The organism is Aeribacillus pallidus, assembly GCF_050478865.1.
Classification (GTDB): domain Bacteria; phylum Bacillota; class Bacilli; order Bacillales; family JACDOC01; genus JACDOC01.
Genome location: NZ_JBCNBW010000019.1, coordinates 26,261 through 47,340 on the forward strand (window position 1 = coordinate 26,261; position 21,080 = coordinate 47,340).

The window sequence follows — 21,080 nt, forward strand, 5'->3', positions numbered from 1 at the left end:
TCTTGTTTACGAATAATTTTCAATTGTGTCCAATTTTCTCTGTAAGCGATCTTCACTAAACACCCAGCCGGTATAAGAACGTATAATTTTCAAGTTGTCATCCAAATGAACAATGGCGACAAATGGATAATGTCCGTTGCTTCGGTAACGGAGATCGATAAATCGTACTTCTACGTAATCATCTGTTTCTTTTACTTCCCACCGATGCATCGGAGAAAACGATAGGAAAGCGGATATGTTTTTATCTTTTTTCGCTGCTTCCATTACCGGGGAGTCCGGTACGGCTTTTCGTCTAAATTCATCTAAAATGGTTACTGACCGTTTATGAGCTCTGCCGACATAAAATTTCGATGGTGTCATCACAGCTATGCGCCATTGGAAAAAGCGCATCGTCGGAATGATGATGATCTGTTTAGCATCGGGAATTTGCTGTTGGATGATATGCCGCAACATTCGTTGATAAAAATATCGGATGCCGTAGTAGCCGACGATTAAAAGAAAAATCGACAAAAAGGTCCAACCCGGGTCACCGCCAATCCCCCAAATGATGAGTCCACCGACAAATGCTGTAAATATGAACGGATCAAATGTGTTAATCCACCCTAAAGCGACCCATTTCGACGAAAACGGACGTAACGCTTGTGTGCCATAGGCGTTGAAGATGTCGACAAATACATGGAGGAAAACGGCAAGAAACGTCCAAATCCATAAGTGAAACATGTTGGCCTCAGGAAAAAAGATGATCAAACCAACCATAATCACAAGAGGCCAAATAATAACAGCTGGAATTGAATGAGTAACTCCGCGGTGATGTCGAATATATACGGCATTATTTTTTAGCTTCAATACGGTATCAATATCTGGAATTTGGGATCCAATAATCGTTCCAATTAATACACTTTGGGCGGTAATTGGATCGTTAGCAATAACTGGGTCTAATGTGGCTAGGCCGCCTAAAGCAACCCCCATCACGATGTGTGTACCAGTATCCACTAAGTCCCCTCCTTTAATTGATATACATTGGGAGTGGATTAAAAGGGAAGGAAACGTTCCCCTCTTTGGCTTTTTATGAAAAAATGGTAAGGTAAAAAGGAGTTTTTCAATATGAAACCATTCGTCCAAATGTTTCTTCAATATGAAGTTCATGAATCGTTTATTCCTCAGTATGAGCAACTGATGTACGACGTCGCTCATCATTTGGAAAATTACGAAGCAGCAAACATTCGGTGGGAATGGACATCGGATCACTTGAAGCAAATGACCGAATGGTTTATCGTACCGACCGAGTCGCATTACTTTGCTTTAAAAAAATTACGTACTTCGCGCCACCATGCTGTATTTGGTTTACTTGACCGATATGTGCATGGAGGGGTAAGGTGTATTCAGTGCTATGGTGTGAAACGATTCCGTACATAATATATTCCCAATTTGAAGAAATGGTAACATCATGGAGGTATACATGCAACCATTAAAGCAACTAGAAAATTTTCCAATCAAACAATTTCAACGCGATTTAATCCAATGGTTTGAACGAGAGCAGCGAGATTTACCATGGCGAAAAGATAAAGACCCATATAAAATTTGGGTATCTGAAGTTATGCTTCAACAAACACGGGTCGATACGGTTATCCCTTATTTTAACCGTTTTATCGAAAAATTTCCGACAATTGATGCATTAGCCGAGGCTGATGAAGAAGAAGTGTTAAAAGCTTGGGAAGGACTTGGCTATTATTCTCGCGTTCGCAATTTACAAACGGCAGTACGCGAAGTGAAAGAAAAATATGGTGGGGTCGTACCAAAAACAAGAAAAGAAATCTCGAAATTGAAAGGAGTGGGCCCTTATACGGCAGGAGCGATTTTAAGCATTGCCTATGATGTGCCTGAACATGCAGTAGATGGAAATGTTATGCGGGTCCTTTCCCGGATTTTGACCATTTGGGACGACATTGCCAAAGCATCATCTCGGAAAGTGTTCGAACAAGCGGTAACAGCTCTTATTTCTCATGAAAATCCATCCTATTTTAACCAAGCACTGATGGAATTAGGAGCGCTCATTTGTACCCCAACTTCTCCATCTTGTTTATTATGTCCCGTGCGCGAACATTGTCTTGGATTTCAAGAAGGCGTCCATGAACAGCTCCCAGTAAAAACGAAAAAACAAAAAGTAAAACGTGTTCAATTGCTAGTGGCAGTTCTTCGGGATGAGAAGGGACGTTTGGCGATTCATAAACGGCCGAAAGAAGGACTGTTAGCGAACCTTTGGGAATTCCCAACGGTAGAAACCGATCCGTTCCAAGCGCCGAACGATCGATTGACGTTTGAACTTAAAGAACGATACGATCTTCATGTCAATCTTGAAGCAAAACCGTTTACCAAAATTGAGCACGTTTTTTCCCATCTCATTTGGAACATGGACGTATATGAAGGCACTGTTCAAGGAAACGTAGATGAGGCTAAATGCGACCTGAAACTTGTAACAGAAGACGAACTAACCGAATATGCTTTCCCAGTTTCGCATCAACGAATATGGAAAGCCTACCAAGACCACAGAACGTGAAGTAAAAAGGTTCAAACAGAAAGTATTTAGCACAGAACGTAAAGTAAAAAGGTCCAAACAGAAAGTATTCAGCATAGAACGTAAAGTAAAAAGGTCCAAACAGAAAGTATTCGCATAGAACGTAAAGTAAAAAGGTCCAAATAGAAAGTATTTAGCATAGAACGTAAAGTAAAAAGGTCCAAATAGAAAGTATTCAGCATAGAACGTAAAGTGAAAAAGTACTTAAAGCATAAGAAAAGGAGGGCAACAGCCACTCCTTTTTCATTTTAATCGTAACTAATTCTTGTTCCGTGCGTATAATCCGCTTCATTTCGTTTTAACCCGCCTCGTCTTTCAATTTCCTTCACAATATTCTTATGAATTTGCTGTCCTTCTTGATTTAAATACGGCACCATTTGTTGTAGTGAATGATGGAAAAAGACCAGTTCACTCTCTTTCCATTCGGAATATGGTGTCATAGACAATTCGGTCATATCTCGACCAACATACATCTTTCGTCACTCCCTTTCGTTATCATCGATATTTTTTGAGGAAACGTTGTTCGTTATTCGTGGAATCGGTACAATGAAATGGACGAAATGGAAAGGAAGGATTTGCATGAGTAATCAAGTTGCATTAGTCACAGGGAGTAGTCGTGGAGTAGGAAGAGCTATTGCATTGGCGTTAGCGGAAAAAGGATACGATATTGTCATTAACTATGCGCGTAGTAAGACGAAAGCATTGGAAGTCGCTTCTGAGGTGGAGGCGCTTGGAAGAAAAGCGTTAGTCGTGAAAGCCAATGTCGGTGATGTGGAAAAAATTAAAGCGATGTTTATCCAAATTGAAGAAACGTTCGGTCGGCTCGACGTGTTTGTAAATAACGCTGCATCAGGTGTGCTTCGTCCGGCGATGGAACTGGAAGAGTCTCATTGGGATTGGACGATGAACATAAACAGTAAAGCGTTGCTATTCTGTGCCCAAGAGGCAGCCAAACTCATGGAAAAAGTCGGCGGTGGAAAAATTGTCAGCATTAGTTCGTTAGGCTCGATTCGCTATTTAGATAACTATACGACAGTTGGTGTATCGAAAGCGGCATTAGAAGCGTTAACTCGTTATTTAGCCGTCGAGCTTGCTCCGAAAAACATTGTCGTTAACGCTATTTCAGGTGGTGCGATCGATACGGATGCGCTGACGCATTTTCCGAACCGGGAAGAGTTATTAGCCGACGCAAGGGAAAAAACACCTGCCGGCCGCATGGTGGAAATTGAAGACATCGTCAAAGCGGTATTATTTTTAGTTTCTGACGATGCGTTTATGATTCGCGGACAAACAATTATTGTCGATGGTGGACGCTCATTGTTAGTATAATTTTCCAAAAATTTTTTCGGATAGACACCCCACGTGTTGGTTACATTATAAACCGTGGAGGTGATAACAATGGCAAAACAGCAACGCCAACAACAAGCTCAACAGCAAGCTCAACAACAATACGCGACTGAGTTTGGAAGTGAAACAAACGTACAAAACGTAAAGCAACAAAACCAACAGGCGGAAGCTCGTAAAAACCAAACGTCTGGTCAATACAGTCCGCAAAATCAACAACAAAACCAATAACCATTTGATAAAGAGGCTTCTTCCACCTGGAAGAGGTCTTTTTTTCGAACTCAAATATTCGACAAAAGAAATGGCGTTCAGACAGAAGTAGTCAAAGGAAAATCATCGCTTCATCAAGAACTTATATAGCGAGACGCAATCATGAGGGGTGTTTTTTTATGGCGCTATTTAATGAGCTTGTTCAAAAGCAAATGAAAACGATGGATAAACTACTCTATTTGCAGGCTGAAATTGAAAGATGTCAAAAATTAAAAGAAGAATTAACCGCCTTACAGGATGAGGCGAAAGTCGAAAGCATTAAACAAGAAATTGTTAAAATGAAAGAAGAATTGTATCAAATTCAAAAACAGTTTGAAGCCCAAACCGACGAAGTCATTCAATCCTATCGAGATTTCAATGCGATCGTGTAAGAGCCATTGTGAAAAACAAGGCTCTTTTGTTTTAAAATTTGTGTTGAACCGTTATAATAATAAAACATAGGTGTATTCTTGGACGTTTTTTTTCATTTATACAAAATTTTCTTGATACATATGGAAATCGGATTATAGAAAGAAAGTAGGGAGATTTAATGGGGGTTCCCGTTGAAGGCGAAGCGATTCAAATCCAAAGCTATAAACATAACGGTACCATCCATCGAATTTGGCAAGAAACGGTGGTGTTGAAAGGTTCGCGGCATATGGTGATCGGCGGAAATGATCGTACTATGGTTACCGAAGCTGATGGACGGACATGGATTACCCGCGAACCTGCTATTTGTTACTTCCATTCCCAACATTGGTTTAACATTATCGGGATGCTCCGGGAAGACGGAATTTATTATTATTGTAATTTAAGTTCACCTTTCGTATACGATCACGAGGCGTTAAAATACATAGATTATGATTTGGATATTAAAGTGTATCCCGATATGACGTTTACATTGTTGGATGAAGATGAATACGAAACGCACCGTAAGTCAATGGGGTATCCCGATGTGATCGACCAAATATTAAAAAGAAATGTCGATAAATTAATTCGATGGATTCGACAACGGAAAGGACCATTTGCCCCTGATTTTATCGATACGTGGTATGAGCGATATTTAATGTATCGTAAATAATTACATTTCAATGCCTGTTGGTTTTTCAACAGGTTTTTTCATGAGGACAACGCGGAAAGTGAGGTGAGGGCGTTGGGCAGCATCAAACGATATATGCAATTTGTCAAACCTTATAAATCGCAAATTGCTGCTACGATTGTGATTGGAATCGTTAAATTTTCGATCCCCCTCTTAATTCCTATATTAATTAAATACGTCATCGACGATATCGTTGGTAATGAATTTTTAACGGCAGACGAGAAAACAACCCGTCTGTTTTGGACGATGGCGGCGATGCTGTTCATATTTATTGTGATTCGGCCGCCAATTGAGTATTACCGACAATATTTTGCGCAATGGACAGGAAATAAAGTATTGTATGACATACGCGACCGCTTGTTTACGCATATTCAAAAGCTTTCGTTTAAATATTACGCCAACACAAAAGCCGGTGAAGTGATCTCTCGTGTCATCAACGATGTTGAGCAAACGAAAAGCTTTGTGATTACTGGGCTGATGAACCTATGGCTCGATATGGCGACCATTTTTATCGCGATTGGCATTATGTTTACGATGGACTTGAAATTGACGCTTGTTTCGATCGTGGTCCTTCCGTTATATGCCGTATCCGTGAAGTACTTTTTTGGGAACTTACGAAAATTGACTCGAAAACGTTCTCAAGCGTTAGCGGAAGTTCAAAGCTATTTGCATGAGCGGGTTCAAGGAATGTCGGTTATTAAAAGCTTGGCGATTGAAGATTACGAGCAAAAAAACTTCCGTGAACATAACGGTCGCTTTTTAGAGAAAGCGCTGGAACATACGAGCTGGAACGCTAAAGCATTTGCGGTGGTAAACACGATTACGGATGTCGCTCCGCTTCTCGTCATTTTGTATTCTGGCTATCATGTCATTCAAGGGAATTTGACGCTAGGGACGATGGTTGCCTTTATTGCTTACATTGATCGGTTGTACAATCCGCTTCGTCGTCTTGTCAACTCTTCGACGACGTTAACACAGTCGATTGCCTCTATGGATCGGGTGTTTGAATTTTTAGATGAAAAATATGATGTTGTCGACTATGAAAATGCGGTGGAGTGTCCGAACGTGGAAGGGCGCATTACGTTTGAAAATGTTTCGTTTGCATACGATGATAAAGAACTCCCCGTTTTGAAAAACATTCATCTTGACGTTAAACCTGGAGAGACCGTTGCGCTTGTTGGGATGAGTGGGGGAGGAAAATCGTCATTAGTCAGCTTAATTCCGCGGTTTTACGATGTGACAGAAGGACGAATTTTGCTCGATGGAACGGATATTCGGGATATAAAAATTCGCAGTTTACGCGACCAAATTGGAATAGTGTTGCAAGATACTATTTTATTTAGCGAATCTGTCAAAACAAACATTTTATTAGGAAAACCAGATGCGACAGACGAAGAAGTAATTGCCGCTGCTAAAGCAGCGAATGCCCACGAATTTATTATGAACTTGCCGAACGGTTACGATACAAAAGTCGGTGAGCGTGGCGTTAAACTATCCGGCGGACAAAAGCAGCGCATTGCGATTGCGCGTATTTTCTTAAAAAATCCGCCAATTCTTATTTTAGATGAAGCGACCTCTGCACTTGACTTAGAAAGCGAACAATATATTCAAAAGGCACTAGATGAGCTGGCAAAAGATCGAACCACATTTATTGTGGCCCATCGATTGTCTACCATTACTCATGCGGATCGTATTGTGGTCATGGAACACGGTCAAATTGTGGAAATGGGAACGCATGAAGAATTGATGGCTAAACGCGGCTCATACTACGATTTGTTTACGATTCAACAATTACATCATGAAGAAGTATCACAAATGTAAAGCCAGATGGAAATGTATCCGTCTGGTTTTGTTATATTATTACAATTTTTTTGAGTCTATTTTATACGAAATAATTTTTCTAAAATAGTAAATATATTCTATTTACACTTTAATAACCTAAAACATGGATAAAATTACTATTTTTAAATAATGTTCAGAAAATTTAGTATTGAAAAATTTTTTAGGTCGAGTATAATGTTCATATAAAGTTACCAAATATTCTAAAAAATGAATCTTCAAGGAGTTTTTCACCGAGAGGAGGATAGGCTGGATGGGAGAACGACTATTGTCCGTTGAAGGATTGCGAACCTCATTTTTTACCGATGATGGGGAGATTCCAGCAGTAGACAACGTAGATTTTTACGTCAATGAAGGGGAGATTCTCGGAATCGTTGGGGAATCTGGATGTGGAAAAAGCGTAACGTCCCTTTCCATTATGGGGTTAGTTCCGCATCCACCCGGGAAAGTGGTCGGAGGAAAAATTTTATTTAAAGGAGAGGATTTAACGAAGGCCTCGGAACGAAGGATGCGGCAAATTCGCGGAAATGAAATCGCGATGATTTTCCAAGAGCCAATGACATCGTTAAATCCATTATTTACGATTGGTGACCAATTAGTCGAGGCTATTCGGATACATAAAAAATGGAGTAAACAAAAAGCGCGAGAACGTGCGATAGAAATGATGAAACACGTGGGTCTTCCACGGGCGGAAGAGTTGATGAACGAATATCCCCACCAATTATCAGGGGGAATGAGGCAACGCGTCATGATTGCAATGGCGATGGTGTGTGAGCCAAAGTTACTCATTGCCGATGAGCCAACCACCGCCCTTGACGTCACGATTCAAGCACAAATTTTACAGTTAATGAAAAAGCTGAACGAAGAATCGAATACCGCGGTCATTATGATTACGCATGACTTAGGCGTCGTTGCGGAAATTTGTGATCGCGTCGTCGTCATGTATTCCGGAAAAGTAGTCGAAGAAGGCGATGTGAAAACGATTTTTAAAAATCCACAACACCCGTACACAAAAGGGTTAATTCAATCGGTTCCGGATATGCGTTTTAAACAACAACGATTATATTCAATTCCTGGAAATGTACCGAAACCTGGTTCCATTAAAAACGGCTGTCGTTTTGCTCCCCGTTGTGAGCAAGCGTTTGATCGCTGTTTTGAGGAAAATCCTGAACTATATACAACCGAGTCGGGACACCGTACTCGTTGTTTTCTCCATGATAAGGCAGGTGTCACCGTATGACCGAAACATTGCTTGAAATAAAAGATTTAAAGAAACACTTTCCGATTACTGGAGGTATTTTTGGAAAAACAATCGGACACGTGAAAGCGGTTGATGGTGTTTCGTTTTCCGTCAAAAAAGGGGAAACACTTGGAATTGTCGGAGAAAGTGGGTGTGGGAAATCAACGACCGGGCGCATGCTGATGCGCTTAATTGAACCGACAGCCGGTGAGATTATTTTTGACGGAAAAGATTTAATGAAGCTATCCAAAAAAGACATGCGAGCAACCCGTCGCGATCTGCAAATGGTGTTTCAAGACCCGTTTGCCTCATTAAATCCGCGGCATACGGTGGAAAAAATTTTAGAAGAACCGCTCATCGTTCACGGAATTGGGGACGAAAAGGAGCGGAAGAAAAAAGTTCGGGAGCTACTCGAAGTTGTTGGATTAAGTAGTTACTATGCCAAACGCTATCCGCATCAATTCAGTGGTGGACAAAGACAACGGATTGGGATTGCGCGAGCATTGATGACAAGACCGAAGCTGATCATTGCCGACGAGCCCGTATCAGCACTGGATGTATCCATTCAGTCGCAAGTGCTGAACTTAATGCAAGATTTACAAAAAGAGTTTGGCTTAACGTACATTTTTATTGCCCATGATTTAGGGGTTGTAAGACATATTAGCGATCGGGTTGGCGTCATGTATTTAGGGAAAATGGTCGAGCTTGCCGATAGTGAGAAGTTATATGAAAAACCGTTACATCCTTATACGCAAGCTCTTTTATCCGCTGTACCAATCCCAGATCCAGAACATAAACGCGAAACGATTGTGTTAAAAGGGGACATTCCGAGTCCGGCGAACCCGCCTAAAGGATGTGCCTTCCATGCGCGCTGTCCGTTTAAAACGGAAAAGTGTGAGGAGGTCGTTCCAACTTTTAAAGAAGTAGAACCAGGGCATTCTGTTGCTTGCCATCTCTTTTAGGATGGGCAACTGAAGCTATAAATCTTAGAATTTTAAGGAGGGTCAATATGAAACGAAAGCATTCTTTATTTGCTATTCTACTAATCTTCATTTTAAGTATCGGATTAGTAGGATGTAATTCTGACTCAGCTTCCAATGACAGCAACGACTCTACTAGCAACAACGATGGAGACAAGCAAGAAAAGCAAGTGTTAGTATTCGGTCGCGGTGGTGACTCTGTCGGCTTAGACCCAATCACAGTAACAGATGGTGAGTCTTTCAAAGTAACAAAAAACATTTTTGAAACGTTAGTAGAATTTGGTCCACAAGACACGGAAGTTAACCCAGGTCTTGCGGAAGACTGGGAAATTTCTGATGATGGTTTAACGTATACGTTCTTCCTTCGTCAAGGCGTCAAGTTCCATGACGGAACAGACTTTAACGCCGATGCAGTGGTGTATAACTTTGAACGTTGGATGAACGGTACGAAAGACAAATTCTACTATTATGCTTCCATGTTTGGTGGCTTTAAAGGCGATGAAGGCCACGTCATCGAAGAAGTAAAAGCGGTGGATGAATACACGGTTGAATTTAAATTAAAACGTCCTCAAGCACCGTTTTTGAAAAACTTAGCGATGAGCCCATTTGGAATCGCCAGCCCAGCTGCACTTGAAGAGTATGGTGAGAAATTTACGGAAAATCCTGTAGGTACAGGTCCATTCAAATTTGTCGAGTGGAAACGTAACGACAAAATCGTATTAGAGAAAAACGAAAACTATTGGAAAGAAGGATATCCGAAGCTAGACGGTATTATCTTCAAGTCAATTCCTGAAAACTCTGCACGCTTAAATGCGTTAATGACTGGTGAAATCGATTTAGCGGACGGAATTAACCCAACAGACGTACCGCAAATCGAATCAAATCCAAATTTACAGTTATTTAAGCGACCTTCGATGAACGTTGGTTACTTAGGATTTACAGCAACTCGTAAGCCATTCGATAATCCTTTAGTTCGTCAAGCATTAAATCATGCGATTGACCGTCAAGCGATTATTGACGCATTCTATGCAGGCATGGCAGAGCCAGCGAAAAACCCTATGCCGCCAGTTATTCCTGGATACAACGACGAAATCGAACCGTATGAGTACGACTTAGAAAAAGCGAAGAAGTTACTTGAAGAAGCTGGTTATCCAGATGGCTTTGAAATGGAATTATGGGCAATGCCAGTTCCTCGTCCATACATGCCAGACGGTCAAAAAGTTGCTGAAGTGATTCAAGCAAGCTTTGAAAAAATCGGCGTAAAAGCGAAAATCGTGTCATTTGAGTGGGCTACTTACTTAGAAAAAGCACGTAACGGAGAAGCGGATGCGTTCTTACTAGGTTGGACAGGTGACAACGGAGACGCTGACAACTTCTTATACGTGCTATTAGACAAAGATAACATCGGAAGCAACAACTACACTTATTACAGCAACGATGAATTACATGACATTTTAATCCAAGCTCAAACAGAAGTAGATGAGGAAAAACGTAACGAGCTATACAAAAAAGCGCAAGAAATCATCCGTGAAGATGCACCTTGGGCACCGCTTGTACACTCAACACCTGTTCTTGCTGGTAAAGCGAACGTAAAAGGCTTTAAACCACATCCAACAGGTTCAGACGAGTTATCTGAAGTGTACTTTGAATAAGGCAAAATAAAGGGGGGAGGGGCATACCTTCCCTCTTGTACATATGGCAGAAGAGGTGGGAAACATGCTCCAATATACAATTCGTCGATTACTGCAATTAATTCCTGTACTTCTCGGGATGACGTTTATTGTCTTTATGATTATCCGAGCGATTCCAGGAAACCCAGCTCAAGTCATTTTAGGTCAACAAGCAACGAAAGAAGCCATCGAAGCGTTGACGAAAGAACTAGGGTTGGACAAGCCATGGTATACCCAATACTTTAATTATTTAGCTGGACTGTTCCAAGGAGATTTAGGGACGTCCATTCGAACGTCAACACCGGTAACAGAGGAAATTTGGCCTTACTTAGCGGCAACGATTGAACTTTCGTTAGCAGCGATGATCATTGCCGTGTTTATCGGGGTGAATGCAGGAATTATTAGCGCGTGGTTCCAAAATTCATGGTTTGATTACGTAGCAATGGTGTTAGCGTTAGTCGGAGTATCCATGCCAATCTTTTGGCTTGGTCTAATGGAACAATGGATATTTGGGATTGAATTAAACTTACTGCCGACATTCGGGCGTGAAGATGTGTTGAATCCAGTAACAGCCGTTACCCATTTATATGTGTTAGATACGATGATTAACGGACAATACGATCAGTTAGTAGGAGTGTTAAAACATTTAGTTCTTCCAAGTGTGGCCCTTGCTACGATCCCAATGGCGATCATTGCCCGAATGACTCGTTCGAGCATGCTCGAAGTGATGCGCTCGGATTACATTCGCACTGCACGTGCGAAAGGAATGAGAATGTTCTGGGTTGTGTACAAACATTCGTTAAAAAATGCAGTCATTCCGATTTTAACGGTCATCGGTTTGCAAATGGGCTTACTTCTTGGCGGGGCGATATTAACGGAAACCATCTTCGGTTGGCCGGGAATTGGACGTTATATTTATGACGCCATTAGTTTTCGTGATTATCCAGTCATTCAGTCTGGCATTTTAGTCGTTGCCACGATTTTCGTGTTTATTAACTTAATTGTTGACCTCCTTTATGCAGCCATTGACCCACGAATTAAATATAACTAATCACTTAATCTAAGGGGGGACTTACTATGGCAGAATTAGCACCAAATGAACATGTTAATGTCGTCGTCCAAGAAGAAGAAGTCTCTTCTCCTTGGAAAGAAGCGTGGAAAACCTTTCGTAAAAATAAAATCGCCCTCGTCGGAGCTGCCATTGTTCTCTTTTTTATCGTTATTGCGATTGCTGCTCCGTTAATTGCACCAGAAGGAATCAATGAACAGAAACTAGAGGTAGAGGAACGGTTACAGCCGCCTTCTTCTGAGCATTGGTTTGGCACGGACGATTTTGGCAGGGATATTTTCTCACGGGTTATTTACGGCGCCCGTATTTCGTTATGGGTCGGCTTTTTCTCTGTAGTCGGATCGGTCATTATCGGGAGCTTACTTGGAATTTTAGCTGGGTATTACGGACGTTGGGTCGATACGATTATCTCGCGATTATTTGATATTATGCTCGCGTTTCCTAGTATTTTATTAGCCATTGCCGTTGTAGCTGTATTAGGTCCGAGCTTACAAAACGCATTAATTGCCATTGCCATCATCAATGTACCAAACTTCGGACGACTTATTCGTTCAAAAGTATTAAGTGTCAAACAAGAAGAATACGTTATGGCCGCGAAAGCGATTGGGATGAGCGATGCTCGAATATTGTTCCATCATATTTTACCGAACAGTATGGCGCCCATTATCGTTCAAGGAACATTAGCAATCGCTACGGCCATTATTGAAGCAGCTGCTCTTGGCTTTTTAGGACTTGGAGCAGAAGCCCCAACACCGGAATGGGGAAAAATGCTTGCCGATTCCCGCGCATATTTAATACAAGCTCCGTGGACGATGATCTTCCCTGGTCTTGCCATCATGCTTACCGTTCTTGGTTTTAACTTAATGGGCGATGGCTTACGCGATGCACTCGATCCGCGGATGAAAAACTAAGCTAGTTATAGAAAAAATAAGGGACGCGTACTATACACGTCCCTTTATTATTCCTCTTCTTCATTAATCGTGATTTCGTTGTCTTTTTTATGATAGGAATGAAAACTGCAAATGAGTGTATCTAAATGCTCTAAGTGTTCGTTGTATTCGAGTATCGCTGAGACTAAGCTCGGTAAATGATATGGCTGGAAGTCACCGTCGAGTCGATGGGTCTCAATTTCGCGTAGAAACATTTCCATTAGTTCTTTTCGGGTAAAGCAGAGCATGTTGGTTTGATCCACGTCACGGGCATGCTTTACTTTCCCAATGAACTGAAGCAGTAATTGTTCATGGTATGTTAATAAACAATCTAATGTTTCTTGAATCGTTTTTTGAATCGGTTCTGGTAGTTGATAAAATTCATTTTCAAAACGGTTCAACCTTTTTAAAACTTCAAAGCTTCGGCGAGTGCTGGAGATCATTTGCCGAAAGACGACGAGCTTACGAATTTTTGCCCGTTCATTTTGTTTAAAATAGTTACGCTCTTCTTTATACAACAAGTACACCTGATCGACTTTCATCAGCTTTTCTTTTAGTTTTTCAATATCTTTTTTCAATAAGTTGTGTTCTGATGCATGACGCGTACTAAGTCGTATCCATTTTAAAATTTCTTCCGTCACATGTATGATGCGATGATACAATTTCGTTTCGTATTTCGGTGGTAAAAAAATCAAGTTTACGAGAAATGATGAAAAAACACCGAGCATAATGGTTGAAAAACGGATCAGAGCAAATTGTATAAAGTCTTCATTCGGTGCTTCCATAATGGCGATTAATGTGACTAAGGCTAAGCCAATCGTATTTTCAATTTTAAGTTTTAAAATAATCGTAATCGCAATGATGGCTCCGAGTCCGACAAAAAAGACATGGTTCCCGAAAAATAAGACGAACAATACCGCAATGATAGCTCCGATGATATTCGCTTGAATTTGTTCAATGATTGATAAATACGAGCGGTAAATTGTTGGTTGAACCGCAAATACCGCCGCGATCCCTGCAAAGACAGGGGATGGAAGCTCAAGCCATTCGGCAACAAATAAAGCTAAAATGATGGCAATTCCCGTTTTAATAATGCGGGCACCGAGTTTCATGATTCTGTTTAATTCCTTTCTATTTTCTCATTGTGCTATTGGTATTCCTGAAATAATAATGTACTATACAACGGGTATGTAAGAATTTCAAGAGATAAAACGGTGAATTTTTTAAGACAAATGTAAAATTTTTTTAACAACTCACGATCGACGCAGATAGTTGGAACTTGTAGATACATTGATGCGGATTGTGACAAATTATCGGACACATTTTTAGAATTTGCGGACAGAGTTTCGGAAATTAGGGGAAATTCCAAGAGTAGAAACTAGACGAAGCGAAAGGTGATCTTGATAGGCAAAGCAGCGGCTATATTGACAGGACCAAGTAAGGGAAAAATCTATGCCAGCCGGACACTCATATGATAGAAAAAACCAAGGAGATTCCTCTTCTCCTTGGTTTTCTGTCTTTTATGCATGTTGTAATTGCTGGAAAGCATGTTCAACCGCACGAACGGTTTCTTGAATGTCATCTTCTGTATGAGCAATGGTAATAAACCAAGCTTCATATTTGGAAGGAGCTAAGTTAATGCCTTGGTGCAGCATCAGTTTAAAGAATTTCGCGAACATCTCACCGTCGGTCGCTTCTGCTTGAGCGTAGTTGTATACTTTTTCGTTTGTAAAGTAAACGGTAAGTGCCCCTTTTAATCGGTTAATGGTAATCGGAATGCTGTATTTTTGAGCAGCGCGTAAAATGCCTTCTTCAAGCATCTCGCCGAGGCGATCTAAATATTCGTATACCCCATCTTGTTTTAGCACTTCTAAGCAGGCAATGCCGGCTTGTATGGATGCAGGGTTTCCGGCCATGGTTCCGGCTTGGTAAGCAGGACCGAGCGGAGCAACTTTTTCCATAATGTCTTGACGTCCACCGTACGCCCCGATTGGTAAGCCACCGCCGATGATCTTTCCTAATGCCGTTAAGTCTGGCTTCACTCCAAGTAAATCTTGTGCTCCTCCGTACATGAAACGGAAGGCGGTAATGACTTCATCGTAGATAACAAGAGCTCCAGCTTGATGGGTCAGTTCGTTGACCTTTTCTAAAAAGCCAGGTTTCGGTTCAACGATTCCAAAGTTTCCGACAATCGGCTCTACAAGCACAGCCGCTACTTGGTCACCCCATTTTTCTAACGCTTCTTGGAACGGTTCAATTTCGTTAAAAGGAACGGTAATGACTTCTTGCGCAATACTTTGTGGTACCCCGGCAGAATCCGGTGTTCCTAATGTAGAAGGTCCGGAACCTGCTGCGACAAGGACGAGGTCAGAGTGTCCATGATAGCATCCGGCAAACTTAATAATTTTGTCGCGACCGGTGTAAGCACGAGCAACTCGAATGGTTGTCATCACCGCTTCTGTTCCGGAATTAACAAAGCGAACTTTTTCTAAAGAAGGAATCGCTTCTTTTAACATTTTGGCAAATGTTATTTCATGACGAGTTGGAGTTCCGTATAACACCCCATTTTCCGCCGCTTTTTTAATCGCTTCCGTAATGTGCGGATGGGCATGACCTGTAATAATAGGTCCATAAGCTGCTAAGTAATCGATATAGCGGTTGCCGTCAACATCCCAGAAATACGCACCTTGTGCACGCTCCATCGTAACAGGAGCGCCGCCACCGACAGCTTTATACGAACGGGACGGGCTGTTTACGCCACCCACGATATGTTGTAATGCTTCTTGATGCAATTGTTCGGACTTCGTAAATTGCATGGTTTGTTCCTCCTAAAGGTAAAAAAATTCATTACTATTGTAGTATTGTTGTGAAATTCCTGCAAATGGCGGAAACGCTTAAATAAAAATCATAATCAAATCCTTTGAAGCGTAAAATGAAGCAAGGACAAGTCAGGCTGTTGGTAAAGAAGGGATTGGTGTGTTTGGTCTTTTTCTTGGCATCATTTTATTCTGTATGTGGATGAGTTTCCGTACGTTATTTTTACCGACAACGTTTCGAGGAAAAATTTTATCCTTTGAGAATTTACTCGTGCTGGCGTTTTTATATGGAACCATCATGATGGGATTTGGACTGCTTTATTTAGTCATTGAATTAGAAGTAGGTGTGATTTTATTAGAAAACGGCTCTCCTATTTCCGGGTCATTAGTGGAGCGTTTAGCGACCAATTTTTATTTTAGTTCGGTTACTTTATTTTCGGTCGGTTATGGAGACATTGTTCCGATTGGAATTGGACGGGCTTTGGCGCTCATCGAAGCATTTATTGGTTATACGATTCCCGCTGCTTTTGTCGTCCGTTCCGTGATTGACCGGGAAAGTTCATAGGTAGCGTTGGAAAATTTGTCTTTTTTGCCCTCATCCGTTACTCTTATGGAAAAGAGTATTTTAAGGAGGGACAAGGGAATGAGTGTAGCTGTTGGGCAAATGGCGCCAGATTTTGAACTGCTCGCAAGCAATGGAGAAAAGGTCAAATTATCCGATTATCGTGGAAAAAAACATGTTGTTCTATACTTTTATCCGAAAGATATGACACCAGGATGTACGACAGAAGCGTGTGATTTCCGTGATTTTCACGACCAATTTAGCGACCTTGATACGGTCATTTTAGGAGTAAGTCCGGACCCATTACAACGTCATGAAAAATTCGTTGAAAAACATGGGTTACCATTTTTACTTCTCGTTGATGAAGATCACCAAGTAGCCGAAGCTTACGGTGTGTGGAAATTAAAGAAAAACTTTGGTAAAGAATACATGGGAATTGAGCGTTCAACGTTCATTATTAATAAAGAAGGAAAAATCGTTAAAGAGTGGCGTAAAGTAAAAGTAAAGGGACACGTGGAAGAAGCTCTTCAATATATTAAAGACCATTTAAGCGAATAAGCAGCCTATTTTTCAAAGTAAAGGCGTTAAACTATTCACTGTGCGACCGGTTTGAATAAGTTAAAAGTAGGGCATACCTCCTCAGACTAACTCATTTTAGGGATCAAGCAACTTCTTGATCCTTTTTTTTATTAAGTGTTTTAATTTTCTAACTGTTAAGAAAATGGTACAATAAAGCTAATACATACAATGATTATAAGTGAGGAGAAGCCACATGGACATCATGTTTACTCACTCTTGCCCACAAAACCTGAAGGAAGAAATTCAACGCGATTTTCCACACATTACGTTCCATTTTGTCAAACCGATTAGCGATGGTTGGGATATTTTACCGAAAATCGAAGTGTTGGTAACCTATGGGGAAGATATAACAAAAGAAATCATTCACCAGGCATCTTCTCTTCAATGGATCATGGTTATGTCGGCTGGAGTCGAAAAACTACCATTCGATTTGATTGCTGAAAAAAAGATTCTCGTTACCAATGCTCGAGGCATTCATGCTATTCCAATGGCCGAGTACACATTAGGGATGATGTTAAATTATGTGAAACAATTTACCGTTATGCATCATCAGCAGCAAGAACAGACATGGAATCGTCGCCTACCGTTTGGCGAGCTGGCTGATCAAACGCTTTTAGTCATAGGAACGGGAGCCATTGGTCAAGAAATCGCCCGCTTAGCGAAAGCATTTCGAATGAATGTTCTTGGGGTGAATCGCTCCGGGCAAGCGGTTCCTCATGTAGATGAATGTTATCCGATTGATTATTTACTTCATGTGTTGCCAACAGCTGATTTTATCGTCTCCGTATTACCGAGTACAAATGAAACAAAATATTTATTGAAGAGGGAACATTTTCAAGCGATGAAATCGAGTGCGTGTTTTATGAATATTGGTCGTGGCGATCTTATCGCAAGCCATGTCTTATATGAAGCTTTAACAACAGGGGAAATTGCGCATGCCGTGTTAGATGTGTTTGAAGAGGAGCCTCTTTTAGAAGATCATCCGTTTTGGAGGATGGAAAATGTGACAATAACGCCGCATATTTCAAGTATTTCTCAACGTTATTTACCGCGAGCGTTTGAAATTTTTAAACATAACTTACACTCCTATACAAATAATAGGGAAAATTATTTAAATGTGATTGATGTGATGAGGGGGTATTAATCATGCGAATCTATACACGATCGGGTGATAAAGGGACAACATCCTTAATTTATGGAACACGTGTACCAAAAAGTGATTTACGTGTAGAAGCGTATGGAACATGTGATGAAGCGAATTCGATGATTGGCTTGGCGTTAAGCTATTTAAAAAATGAATTTTTTAAGGAAAAAGAGCAAATTGAACACATATTCCATAAGATCCAGACGACGCTTTTTCATGTCGGAGCCGAATTGGCCACACCAAGTGGGAAAGAAGTGAAATGGAAACTGCATCAAGAAGATATTGATGAACTTGAAGGGATCATTGATGAATGGAGTGCCCATTTACCACCGTTAACGAACTTTATTTTGCCAGGTGGACATCCGGCTGGAGCGGCTCTACATACAGCACGTACGGTCGTTCGGCGGGCGGAACGTCATGCGGTCGCAATTGGGGAAGGGGTGAATCCATTGGTGCTTTCTTATTTAAATCGTTTATCTGACTTTTTATTCATAGCTGCGCGTTTGATTAACTTACGTTTAGGAGCGGAAGAAAAGACGCTTCATAAGTCGTAAGAATGGGGACAATATTGACAAAATCCTGTTTACATGAGTACACTATTTATAAAGATTATAAAGTAAGAATTCTTCCTAGAAACGGGGTGCATGGCGGTGTCACAAGATCTTTTAAAAGAAGCCATGGAAACGTTAAAGCAGTCAGGAGTCCGTATTACTCCACAACGTCATGCGATACTTGAATATTTAATTGAATCCATGTCACATCCAACAGCGGATGATATATATAAAGCGCTAGAAGGAAAATTTCCAAATATGAGTGTAGCTACTGTCTACAATAATTTGCGTGTGTTCCGGGAAGTAGGGCTTGTGAAGGAACTGACGTACGGGGATTCTTCTAGTCGCTTTGATTTCGTTACAACGGACCATTATCACATCATCTGCGAGGAATGTGGGAAAATCGTTGACTTTCACTACCCTGGTCTTGATGAAGTCGAGCAACTCGCATCGCATGTAACGGGATTCAAAGTATCCCATCATCGGATGGAGATTTACGGAACGTGCCCTGAATGTCAAAAGAAAGAAGCGCATTAAAAAAGAATTGTTCGATGGACGAACAATTCTTTTTTTATTCTTACTTACATTATTTATTTCTTTTTTTTCGGTTGTACTTTTCATCAAATTCTTTTCCTTCTAATTCCTTGTCTAATGTCAAAGGTTCATTACAATACATACACATATCTACGCGTCCGAGCATCTTTGTTGTTTTCCCACACGAAGGACAAATGACTTTGACAGCTTTTGTTGAAAGCATCCCGATCCAAAAGTATACGACCGTACTACCAATAATGGCTAACACACCTAGTAACATAAAGAGTGTCATTAATAATGGTGTGCTTTTAAAAAAGATTCCTACGTACATAATAATAAATCCAATGAATATAAGGCTTAACGCAAATGTGCGAATTTTATTGATTTTACTCGAATATTTCGCCACAAAATCACCCTCCTAAACATATTAACTATACCATATTTTTGTTGGAAAAGAGAAAAAAAATGGTTGCGAATTTTGTCGAATTTAGGCTTATGATATAGAAGGAATATTAAAATATGTGTCGAAATAATAACCTTATAATCTGTATATGGAGGAATTGATATGGAAGATATCCTTCGCCCGATTTATCAAGAACGGGCGAGTCAGTCGGAAACGCTTGGTGTGTTAATGGTTGAAAAACGACAAAAGGCAAGACCGATTACGGATTTGTTTGACATTGTATTATTGACCATCGTTAAAGATGCGGAACAGCCAGTGTTTGTCAAACATTATCAATATAATCATCAAAAAGCTGCGTTATTTGTTGTGACGGAACAACAAATCAATGAATGGATCCTGTTAGGTTCAAACCGTCGTTTGATTGATTGGTTATTGAACGGAAAAGTGCTTTTTGACCGAAACGAATACGTATCCCAATTACGGACCGAGCTTCGTGAATTTCCATTTCAAGGCCGTAAGCTGAAAATGGCCATCGAATTTGCCAAATTAATTCGTCGGTACATGGATGGAAAAACATTTTATGATAACAACCACTATTTAGACGCTTTTAATCATGTCGTTCATTCATTACATCATTTAGCCCGATTAGAAGTGATTGAACAAGGCTTTCACCCAGAAGTAACGGTATGGAATCAAGTAAGACAAATTGGACCGGAAATATTTAAACTGTATGATGAGTTAGTGAATAGTGACGAACCGCTTCCAAAGCGGTTGGAACTCCTATTTTTAGCAAGTGAATTTTTAATTCATTCTCGCACGAAAATTGGGGCAGCCCATTTATTAGATCTACTCAAACAAAAAGAATATTGGACCATTAATGATTTATTAACCCATGAAGAAGTGAAAAACTATGCGGTTGATTTACCGGTGTTAATTGAATATTTGATTGACAAGCATTTTGTTGAAGTTCTCCAAGTAGAAACGAAAGGACAAGGACTTTATCACCGCTACTATCGAGTGGTTGAATAAACCAAAAGGAGGTGTTCTTTTGGAACATCTCCTTTTTTATTCGATTGGTTGTTGGGTGCAAGAGAAAAGGTTATATAGTCCCAAAAATAATATTCATATACATTACTAGTGTAATTTTAGGCGGTAGAGCACTTTTACATCCATTAAGGATTCAAAAAATAAGGATTCAAAAAAATCAAGCTTTTGATGCTGGTTAGAATCAATTTAAAGAGGGTTAAAAAGTTTTTTTGATAAAATTTTTTAAAAAGGTGTTGACGTATTATTGTCGTCCTGGTATATTAGTAGACGTCGCTGATGAACGACAAAGAAACATCGAGAAAAAAACGGTTGACATCAAGTTGACCGAATGATAAGATGAAAAAGTCGCTGTTGAGAGCGATTGATCCTTGAAAACTAAACAAAACGAAGCGTCAACGTCAATGAATTTGAGTCTTATTCAAACTTTTTCGGAGAGTTTGATCCTGGCTC

General features: G+C 40.5%; 23 protein-coding genes. 18 read left to right on the plus strand and 5 right to left on the minus strand.

From position 1 onward, the window contains the following. Positions 1-6 precede the first annotated feature (6 nt). On the minus strand, positions 7-993 hold the full coding sequence (locus tag ABES52_RS04650; RefSeq protein ID WP_429649422.1) for a metal-dependent hydrolase: 987 nt from the start codon (positions 991-993) through the stop codon (positions 7-9). A 111-nt stretch (positions 994-1,104) separates the two neighbouring features. On the opposite strand from ABES52_RS04650, the gene ABES52_RS04655 reads away from it, so the two are divergent. Together ABES52_RS04655 and mutY are read left to right on the plus strand one after the other, a co-directional pair. Then, positions 1,105-1,416: a hypothetical protein gene (locus tag ABES52_RS04655; RefSeq protein ID WP_429649424.1), complete on the plus strand. Its 312-nt coding sequence runs from the start codon at positions 1,105-1,107 to the stop codon at positions 1,414-1,416. 43 nt (positions 1,417-1,459) lie between these two features. Continuing rightward, positions 1,460-2,557: an A/G-specific adenine glycosylase gene (mutY, locus tag ABES52_RS04660; RefSeq protein WP_429649426.1), complete on the plus strand. Its 1,098-nt coding sequence runs from the start codon at positions 1,460-1,462 to the stop codon at positions 2,555-2,557. Between the two features lie 266 nt (positions 2,558-2,823). Here mutY and ABES52_RS04665 read toward each other — a convergent pair whose 3' ends face one another. Continuing rightward, positions 2,824-3,048 carry a mother cell protein YfhS gene (locus ABES52_RS04665; RefSeq protein ID WP_429649428.1) on the minus strand — a complete coding sequence of 75 codons (225 nt, stop codon included), beginning with the start codon at positions 3,046-3,048 and terminating at the stop codon, positions 2,824-2,826. 106 nt (positions 3,049-3,154) lie between these two features. Between ABES52_RS04665 and fabL the strand changes: the two genes are divergently transcribed. The 10 genes from fabL (at position 3,155) to nikC (ending at position 12,976) form a co-directional block, all read left to right on the plus strand. Beyond that, on the plus strand, positions 3,155-3,904 hold the full coding sequence (fabL, locus tag ABES52_RS04670) for an enoyl-[acyl-carrier-protein] reductase FabL (protein ID WP_429649430.1): 750 nt from the start codon (positions 3,155-3,157) through the stop codon (positions 3,902-3,904). A gap of 69 nt (positions 3,905-3,973) precedes the next feature. Then, positions 3,974-4,150, plus strand: a complete 177-nt coding sequence (locus ABES52_RS04675) for a gamma-type small acid-soluble spore protein (RefSeq protein WP_429649432.1) — start codon at positions 3,974-3,976, stop codon at positions 4,148-4,150. A 158-nt stretch (positions 4,151-4,308) separates the two neighbouring features. Then, positions 4,309-4,560: a YgaB family protein gene (locus tag ABES52_RS04680; RefSeq protein WP_429649434.1), complete on the plus strand. Its 252-nt coding sequence runs from the start codon at positions 4,309-4,311 to the stop codon at positions 4,558-4,560. Between the two features lie 158 nt (positions 4,561-4,718). After that, complete coding sequence (gene ntdP, locus ABES52_RS04685) at positions 4,719-5,249, plus strand: nucleoside tri-diphosphate phosphatase (protein ID WP_429649436.1); 531 nt, start codon at positions 4,719-4,721, stop codon at positions 5,247-5,249. 72 nt (positions 5,250-5,321) lie between these two features. Beyond that, a complete protein-coding gene (locus ABES52_RS04690) occupies positions 5,322-7,088 on the plus strand; it encodes an ABC transporter ATP-binding protein (RefSeq protein WP_429649438.1) in 1,767 nt (588 codons plus the stop codon). A gap of 271 nt (positions 7,089-7,359) precedes the next feature. Beyond that, positions 7,360-8,346, plus strand: coding sequence for an ABC transporter ATP-binding protein (locus ABES52_RS04695; protein WP_429649440.1), 987 nt, complete (start codon positions 7,360-7,362; stop codon positions 8,344-8,346). Next, positions 8,343-9,308, plus strand: a complete 966-nt coding sequence (locus ABES52_RS04700) for an ABC transporter ATP-binding protein (RefSeq protein WP_429649442.1) — start codon at positions 8,343-8,345, stop codon at positions 9,306-9,308. Before ABES52_RS04695 ends, ABES52_RS04700 begins: the two co-directional genes overlap by 4 nt. Before the next feature lie 47 nt (positions 9,309-9,355). Beyond that, a complete protein-coding gene (locus ABES52_RS04705) occupies positions 9,356-10,978 on the plus strand; it encodes an ABC transporter substrate-binding protein (RefSeq protein WP_429649444.1) in 1,623 nt (540 codons plus the stop codon). 64 nt (positions 10,979-11,042) lie between these two features. Continuing rightward, the gene (locus ABES52_RS04710) at positions 11,043-12,047 is read left to right on the plus strand and encodes an ABC transporter permease (RefSeq protein WP_429649446.1); all 1,005 of its coding nucleotides are present in this window, start codon (positions 11,043-11,045) and stop codon (positions 12,045-12,047) included. Positions 12,048-12,073: 26 nt separating this feature from the next. Continuing rightward, positions 12,074-12,976, plus strand: a complete 903-nt coding sequence (gene nikC, locus ABES52_RS04715; RefSeq protein WP_429649448.1) for a nickel transporter permease — start codon at positions 12,074-12,076, stop codon at positions 12,974-12,976. Positions 12,977-13,023: 47 nt separating this feature from the next. Here nikC and ABES52_RS04720 read toward each other — a convergent pair whose 3' ends face one another. Continuing rightward, positions 13,024-14,106: an FUSC family protein gene (locus ABES52_RS04720; RefSeq protein ID WP_429649450.1), complete on the minus strand. Its 1,083-nt coding sequence runs from the start codon at positions 14,104-14,106 to the stop codon at positions 13,024-13,026. A 408-nt stretch (positions 14,107-14,514) separates the two neighbouring features. Then, a complete protein-coding gene (locus ABES52_RS04725) occupies positions 14,515-15,810 on the minus strand; it encodes a glutamate-1-semialdehyde 2,1-aminomutase (RefSeq protein WP_429649452.1) in 1,296 nt (431 codons plus the stop codon). Between the two features lie 196 nt (positions 15,811-16,006). Here ABES52_RS04725 and ABES52_RS04730 point away from each other — a divergent pair, with 196 nt between their 5' ends. The 5 genes from ABES52_RS04730 to perR all read left to right on the plus strand — a co-directional run bounded on the left by ABES52_RS04730 (position 16,007) and on the right by perR (position 19,183). Continuing rightward, positions 16,007-16,375 carry an ion channel gene (locus ABES52_RS04730; RefSeq protein WP_429649473.1) on the plus strand — a complete coding sequence of 123 codons (369 nt, stop codon included), beginning with the start codon at positions 16,007-16,009 and terminating at the stop codon, positions 16,373-16,375. 78 nt (positions 16,376-16,453) lie between these two features. After that, on the plus strand, positions 16,454-16,930 hold the full coding sequence (bcp, locus tag ABES52_RS04735; protein WP_429649454.1) for a thioredoxin-dependent thiol peroxidase: 477 nt from the start codon (positions 16,454-16,456) through the stop codon (positions 16,928-16,930). Between the two features lie 214 nt (positions 16,931-17,144). After that, positions 17,145-18,095, plus strand: coding sequence for a D-2-hydroxyacid dehydrogenase (locus ABES52_RS04740; RefSeq protein ID WP_429649456.1), 951 nt, complete (start codon positions 17,145-17,147; stop codon positions 18,093-18,095). Between the two features lie 2 nt (positions 18,096-18,097). Next, a complete protein-coding gene (locus ABES52_RS04745; RefSeq protein WP_429649458.1) occupies positions 18,098-18,649 on the plus strand; it encodes a cob(I)yrinic acid a,c-diamide adenosyltransferase in 552 nt (183 codons plus the stop codon). Between the two features lie 90 nt (positions 18,650-18,739). After that, on the plus strand, positions 18,740-19,183 hold the full coding sequence (gene perR, locus ABES52_RS04750) for a peroxide-responsive transcriptional repressor PerR (protein ID WP_429649460.1): 444 nt from the start codon (positions 18,740-18,742) through the stop codon (positions 19,181-19,183). Between the two features lie 49 nt (positions 19,184-19,232). On the opposite strand, the gene ABES52_RS04755 is transcribed toward perR, so the two are convergent. Beyond that, on the minus strand, positions 19,233-19,586 hold the full coding sequence (locus ABES52_RS04755) for a YgzB family protein (protein ID WP_429649462.1): 354 nt from the start codon (positions 19,584-19,586) through the stop codon (positions 19,233-19,235). A 159-nt stretch (positions 19,587-19,745) separates the two neighbouring features. Here ABES52_RS04755 and ABES52_RS04760 point away from each other — a divergent pair, with 159 nt between their 5' ends. Then, positions 19,746-20,612, plus strand: a complete 867-nt coding sequence (locus tag ABES52_RS04760; protein WP_429649463.1) for a nucleotidyltransferase-like protein — start codon at positions 19,746-19,748, stop codon at positions 20,610-20,612. The last annotated feature ends 468 nt before the right edge of the window (positions 20,613-21,080 follow it).

What these genes read in the sequence shown, in the direction of transcription:
- ABES52_RS04655 (WP_429649424.1), top strand. Translation starts at nt 1,105, where the DNA reads ATGAAACCATTCGTCCAAATGTTTCTTCAATATGAAGTTCATGAATCG.
- mutY (WP_429649426.1), top strand. Translation starts at nt 1,460, where the DNA reads ATGCAACCATTAAAGCAACTAGAAAATTTTCCAATCAAACAATTTCAA.
- ABES52_RS04665 (WP_429649428.1), bottom strand. Translation starts at nt 3,048, where the DNA reads ATGTATGTTGGTCGAGATATGACCGAATTGTCTATGACACCATATTCC.
- fabL (WP_429649430.1), top strand. Translation starts at nt 3,155, where the DNA reads ATGAGTAATCAAGTTGCATTAGTCACAGGGAGTAGTCGTGGAGTAGGA.
- ABES52_RS04675 (WP_429649432.1), top strand. Translation starts at nt 3,974, where the DNA reads ATGGCAAAACAGCAACGCCAACAACAAGCTCAACAGCAAGCTCAACAA.
- ABES52_RS04680 (WP_429649434.1), top strand. Translation starts at nt 4,309, where the DNA reads ATGGCGCTATTTAATGAGCTTGTTCAAAAGCAAATGAAAACGATGGAT.
- ntdP (WP_429649436.1), top strand. Translation starts at nt 4,719, where the DNA reads ATGGGGGTTCCCGTTGAAGGCGAAGCGATTCAAATCCAAAGCTATAAA.
- ABES52_RS04695 (WP_429649440.1), top strand. Translation starts at nt 7,360, where the DNA reads ATGGGAGAACGACTATTGTCCGTTGAAGGATTGCGAACCTCATTTTTT.
- ABES52_RS04700 (WP_429649442.1), top strand. Translation starts at nt 8,343, where the DNA reads ATGACCGAAACATTGCTTGAAATAAAAGATTTAAAGAAACACTTTCCG.
- ABES52_RS04705 (WP_429649444.1), top strand. Translation starts at nt 9,356, where the DNA reads ATGAAACGAAAGCATTCTTTATTTGCTATTCTACTAATCTTCATTTTA.
- ABES52_RS04710 (WP_429649446.1), top strand. Translation starts at nt 11,043, where the DNA reads ATGCTCCAATATACAATTCGTCGATTACTGCAATTAATTCCTGTACTT.
- nikC (WP_429649448.1), top strand. Translation starts at nt 12,074, where the DNA reads ATGGCAGAATTAGCACCAAATGAACATGTTAATGTCGTCGTCCAAGAA.
- ABES52_RS04720 (WP_429649450.1), bottom strand. Translation starts at nt 14,106, where the DNA reads ATGAAACTCGGTGCCCGCATTATTAAAACGGGAATTGCCATCATTTTA.
- ABES52_RS04725 (WP_429649452.1), bottom strand. Translation starts at nt 15,810, where the DNA reads ATGCAATTTACGAAGTCCGAACAATTGCATCAAGAAGCATTACAACAT.
- ABES52_RS04730 (WP_429649473.1), top strand. Translation starts at nt 16,007, where the DNA reads ATGTGGATGAGTTTCCGTACGTTATTTTTACCGACAACGTTTCGAGGA.
- bcp (WP_429649454.1), top strand. Translation starts at nt 16,454, where the DNA reads ATGAGTGTAGCTGTTGGGCAAATGGCGCCAGATTTTGAACTGCTCGCA.
- ABES52_RS04740 (WP_429649456.1), top strand. Translation starts at nt 17,145, where the DNA reads ATGGACATCATGTTTACTCACTCTTGCCCACAAAACCTGAAGGAAGAA.
- ABES52_RS04745 (WP_429649458.1), top strand. Translation starts at nt 18,098, where the DNA reads ATGCGAATCTATACACGATCGGGTGATAAAGGGACAACATCCTTAATT.
- perR (WP_429649460.1), top strand. Translation starts at nt 18,740, where the DNA reads ATGGCGGTGTCACAAGATCTTTTAAAAGAAGCCATGGAAACGTTAAAG.
- ABES52_RS04760 (WP_429649463.1), top strand. Translation starts at nt 19,746, where the DNA reads ATGGAAGATATCCTTCGCCCGATTTATCAAGAACGGGCGAGTCAGTCG.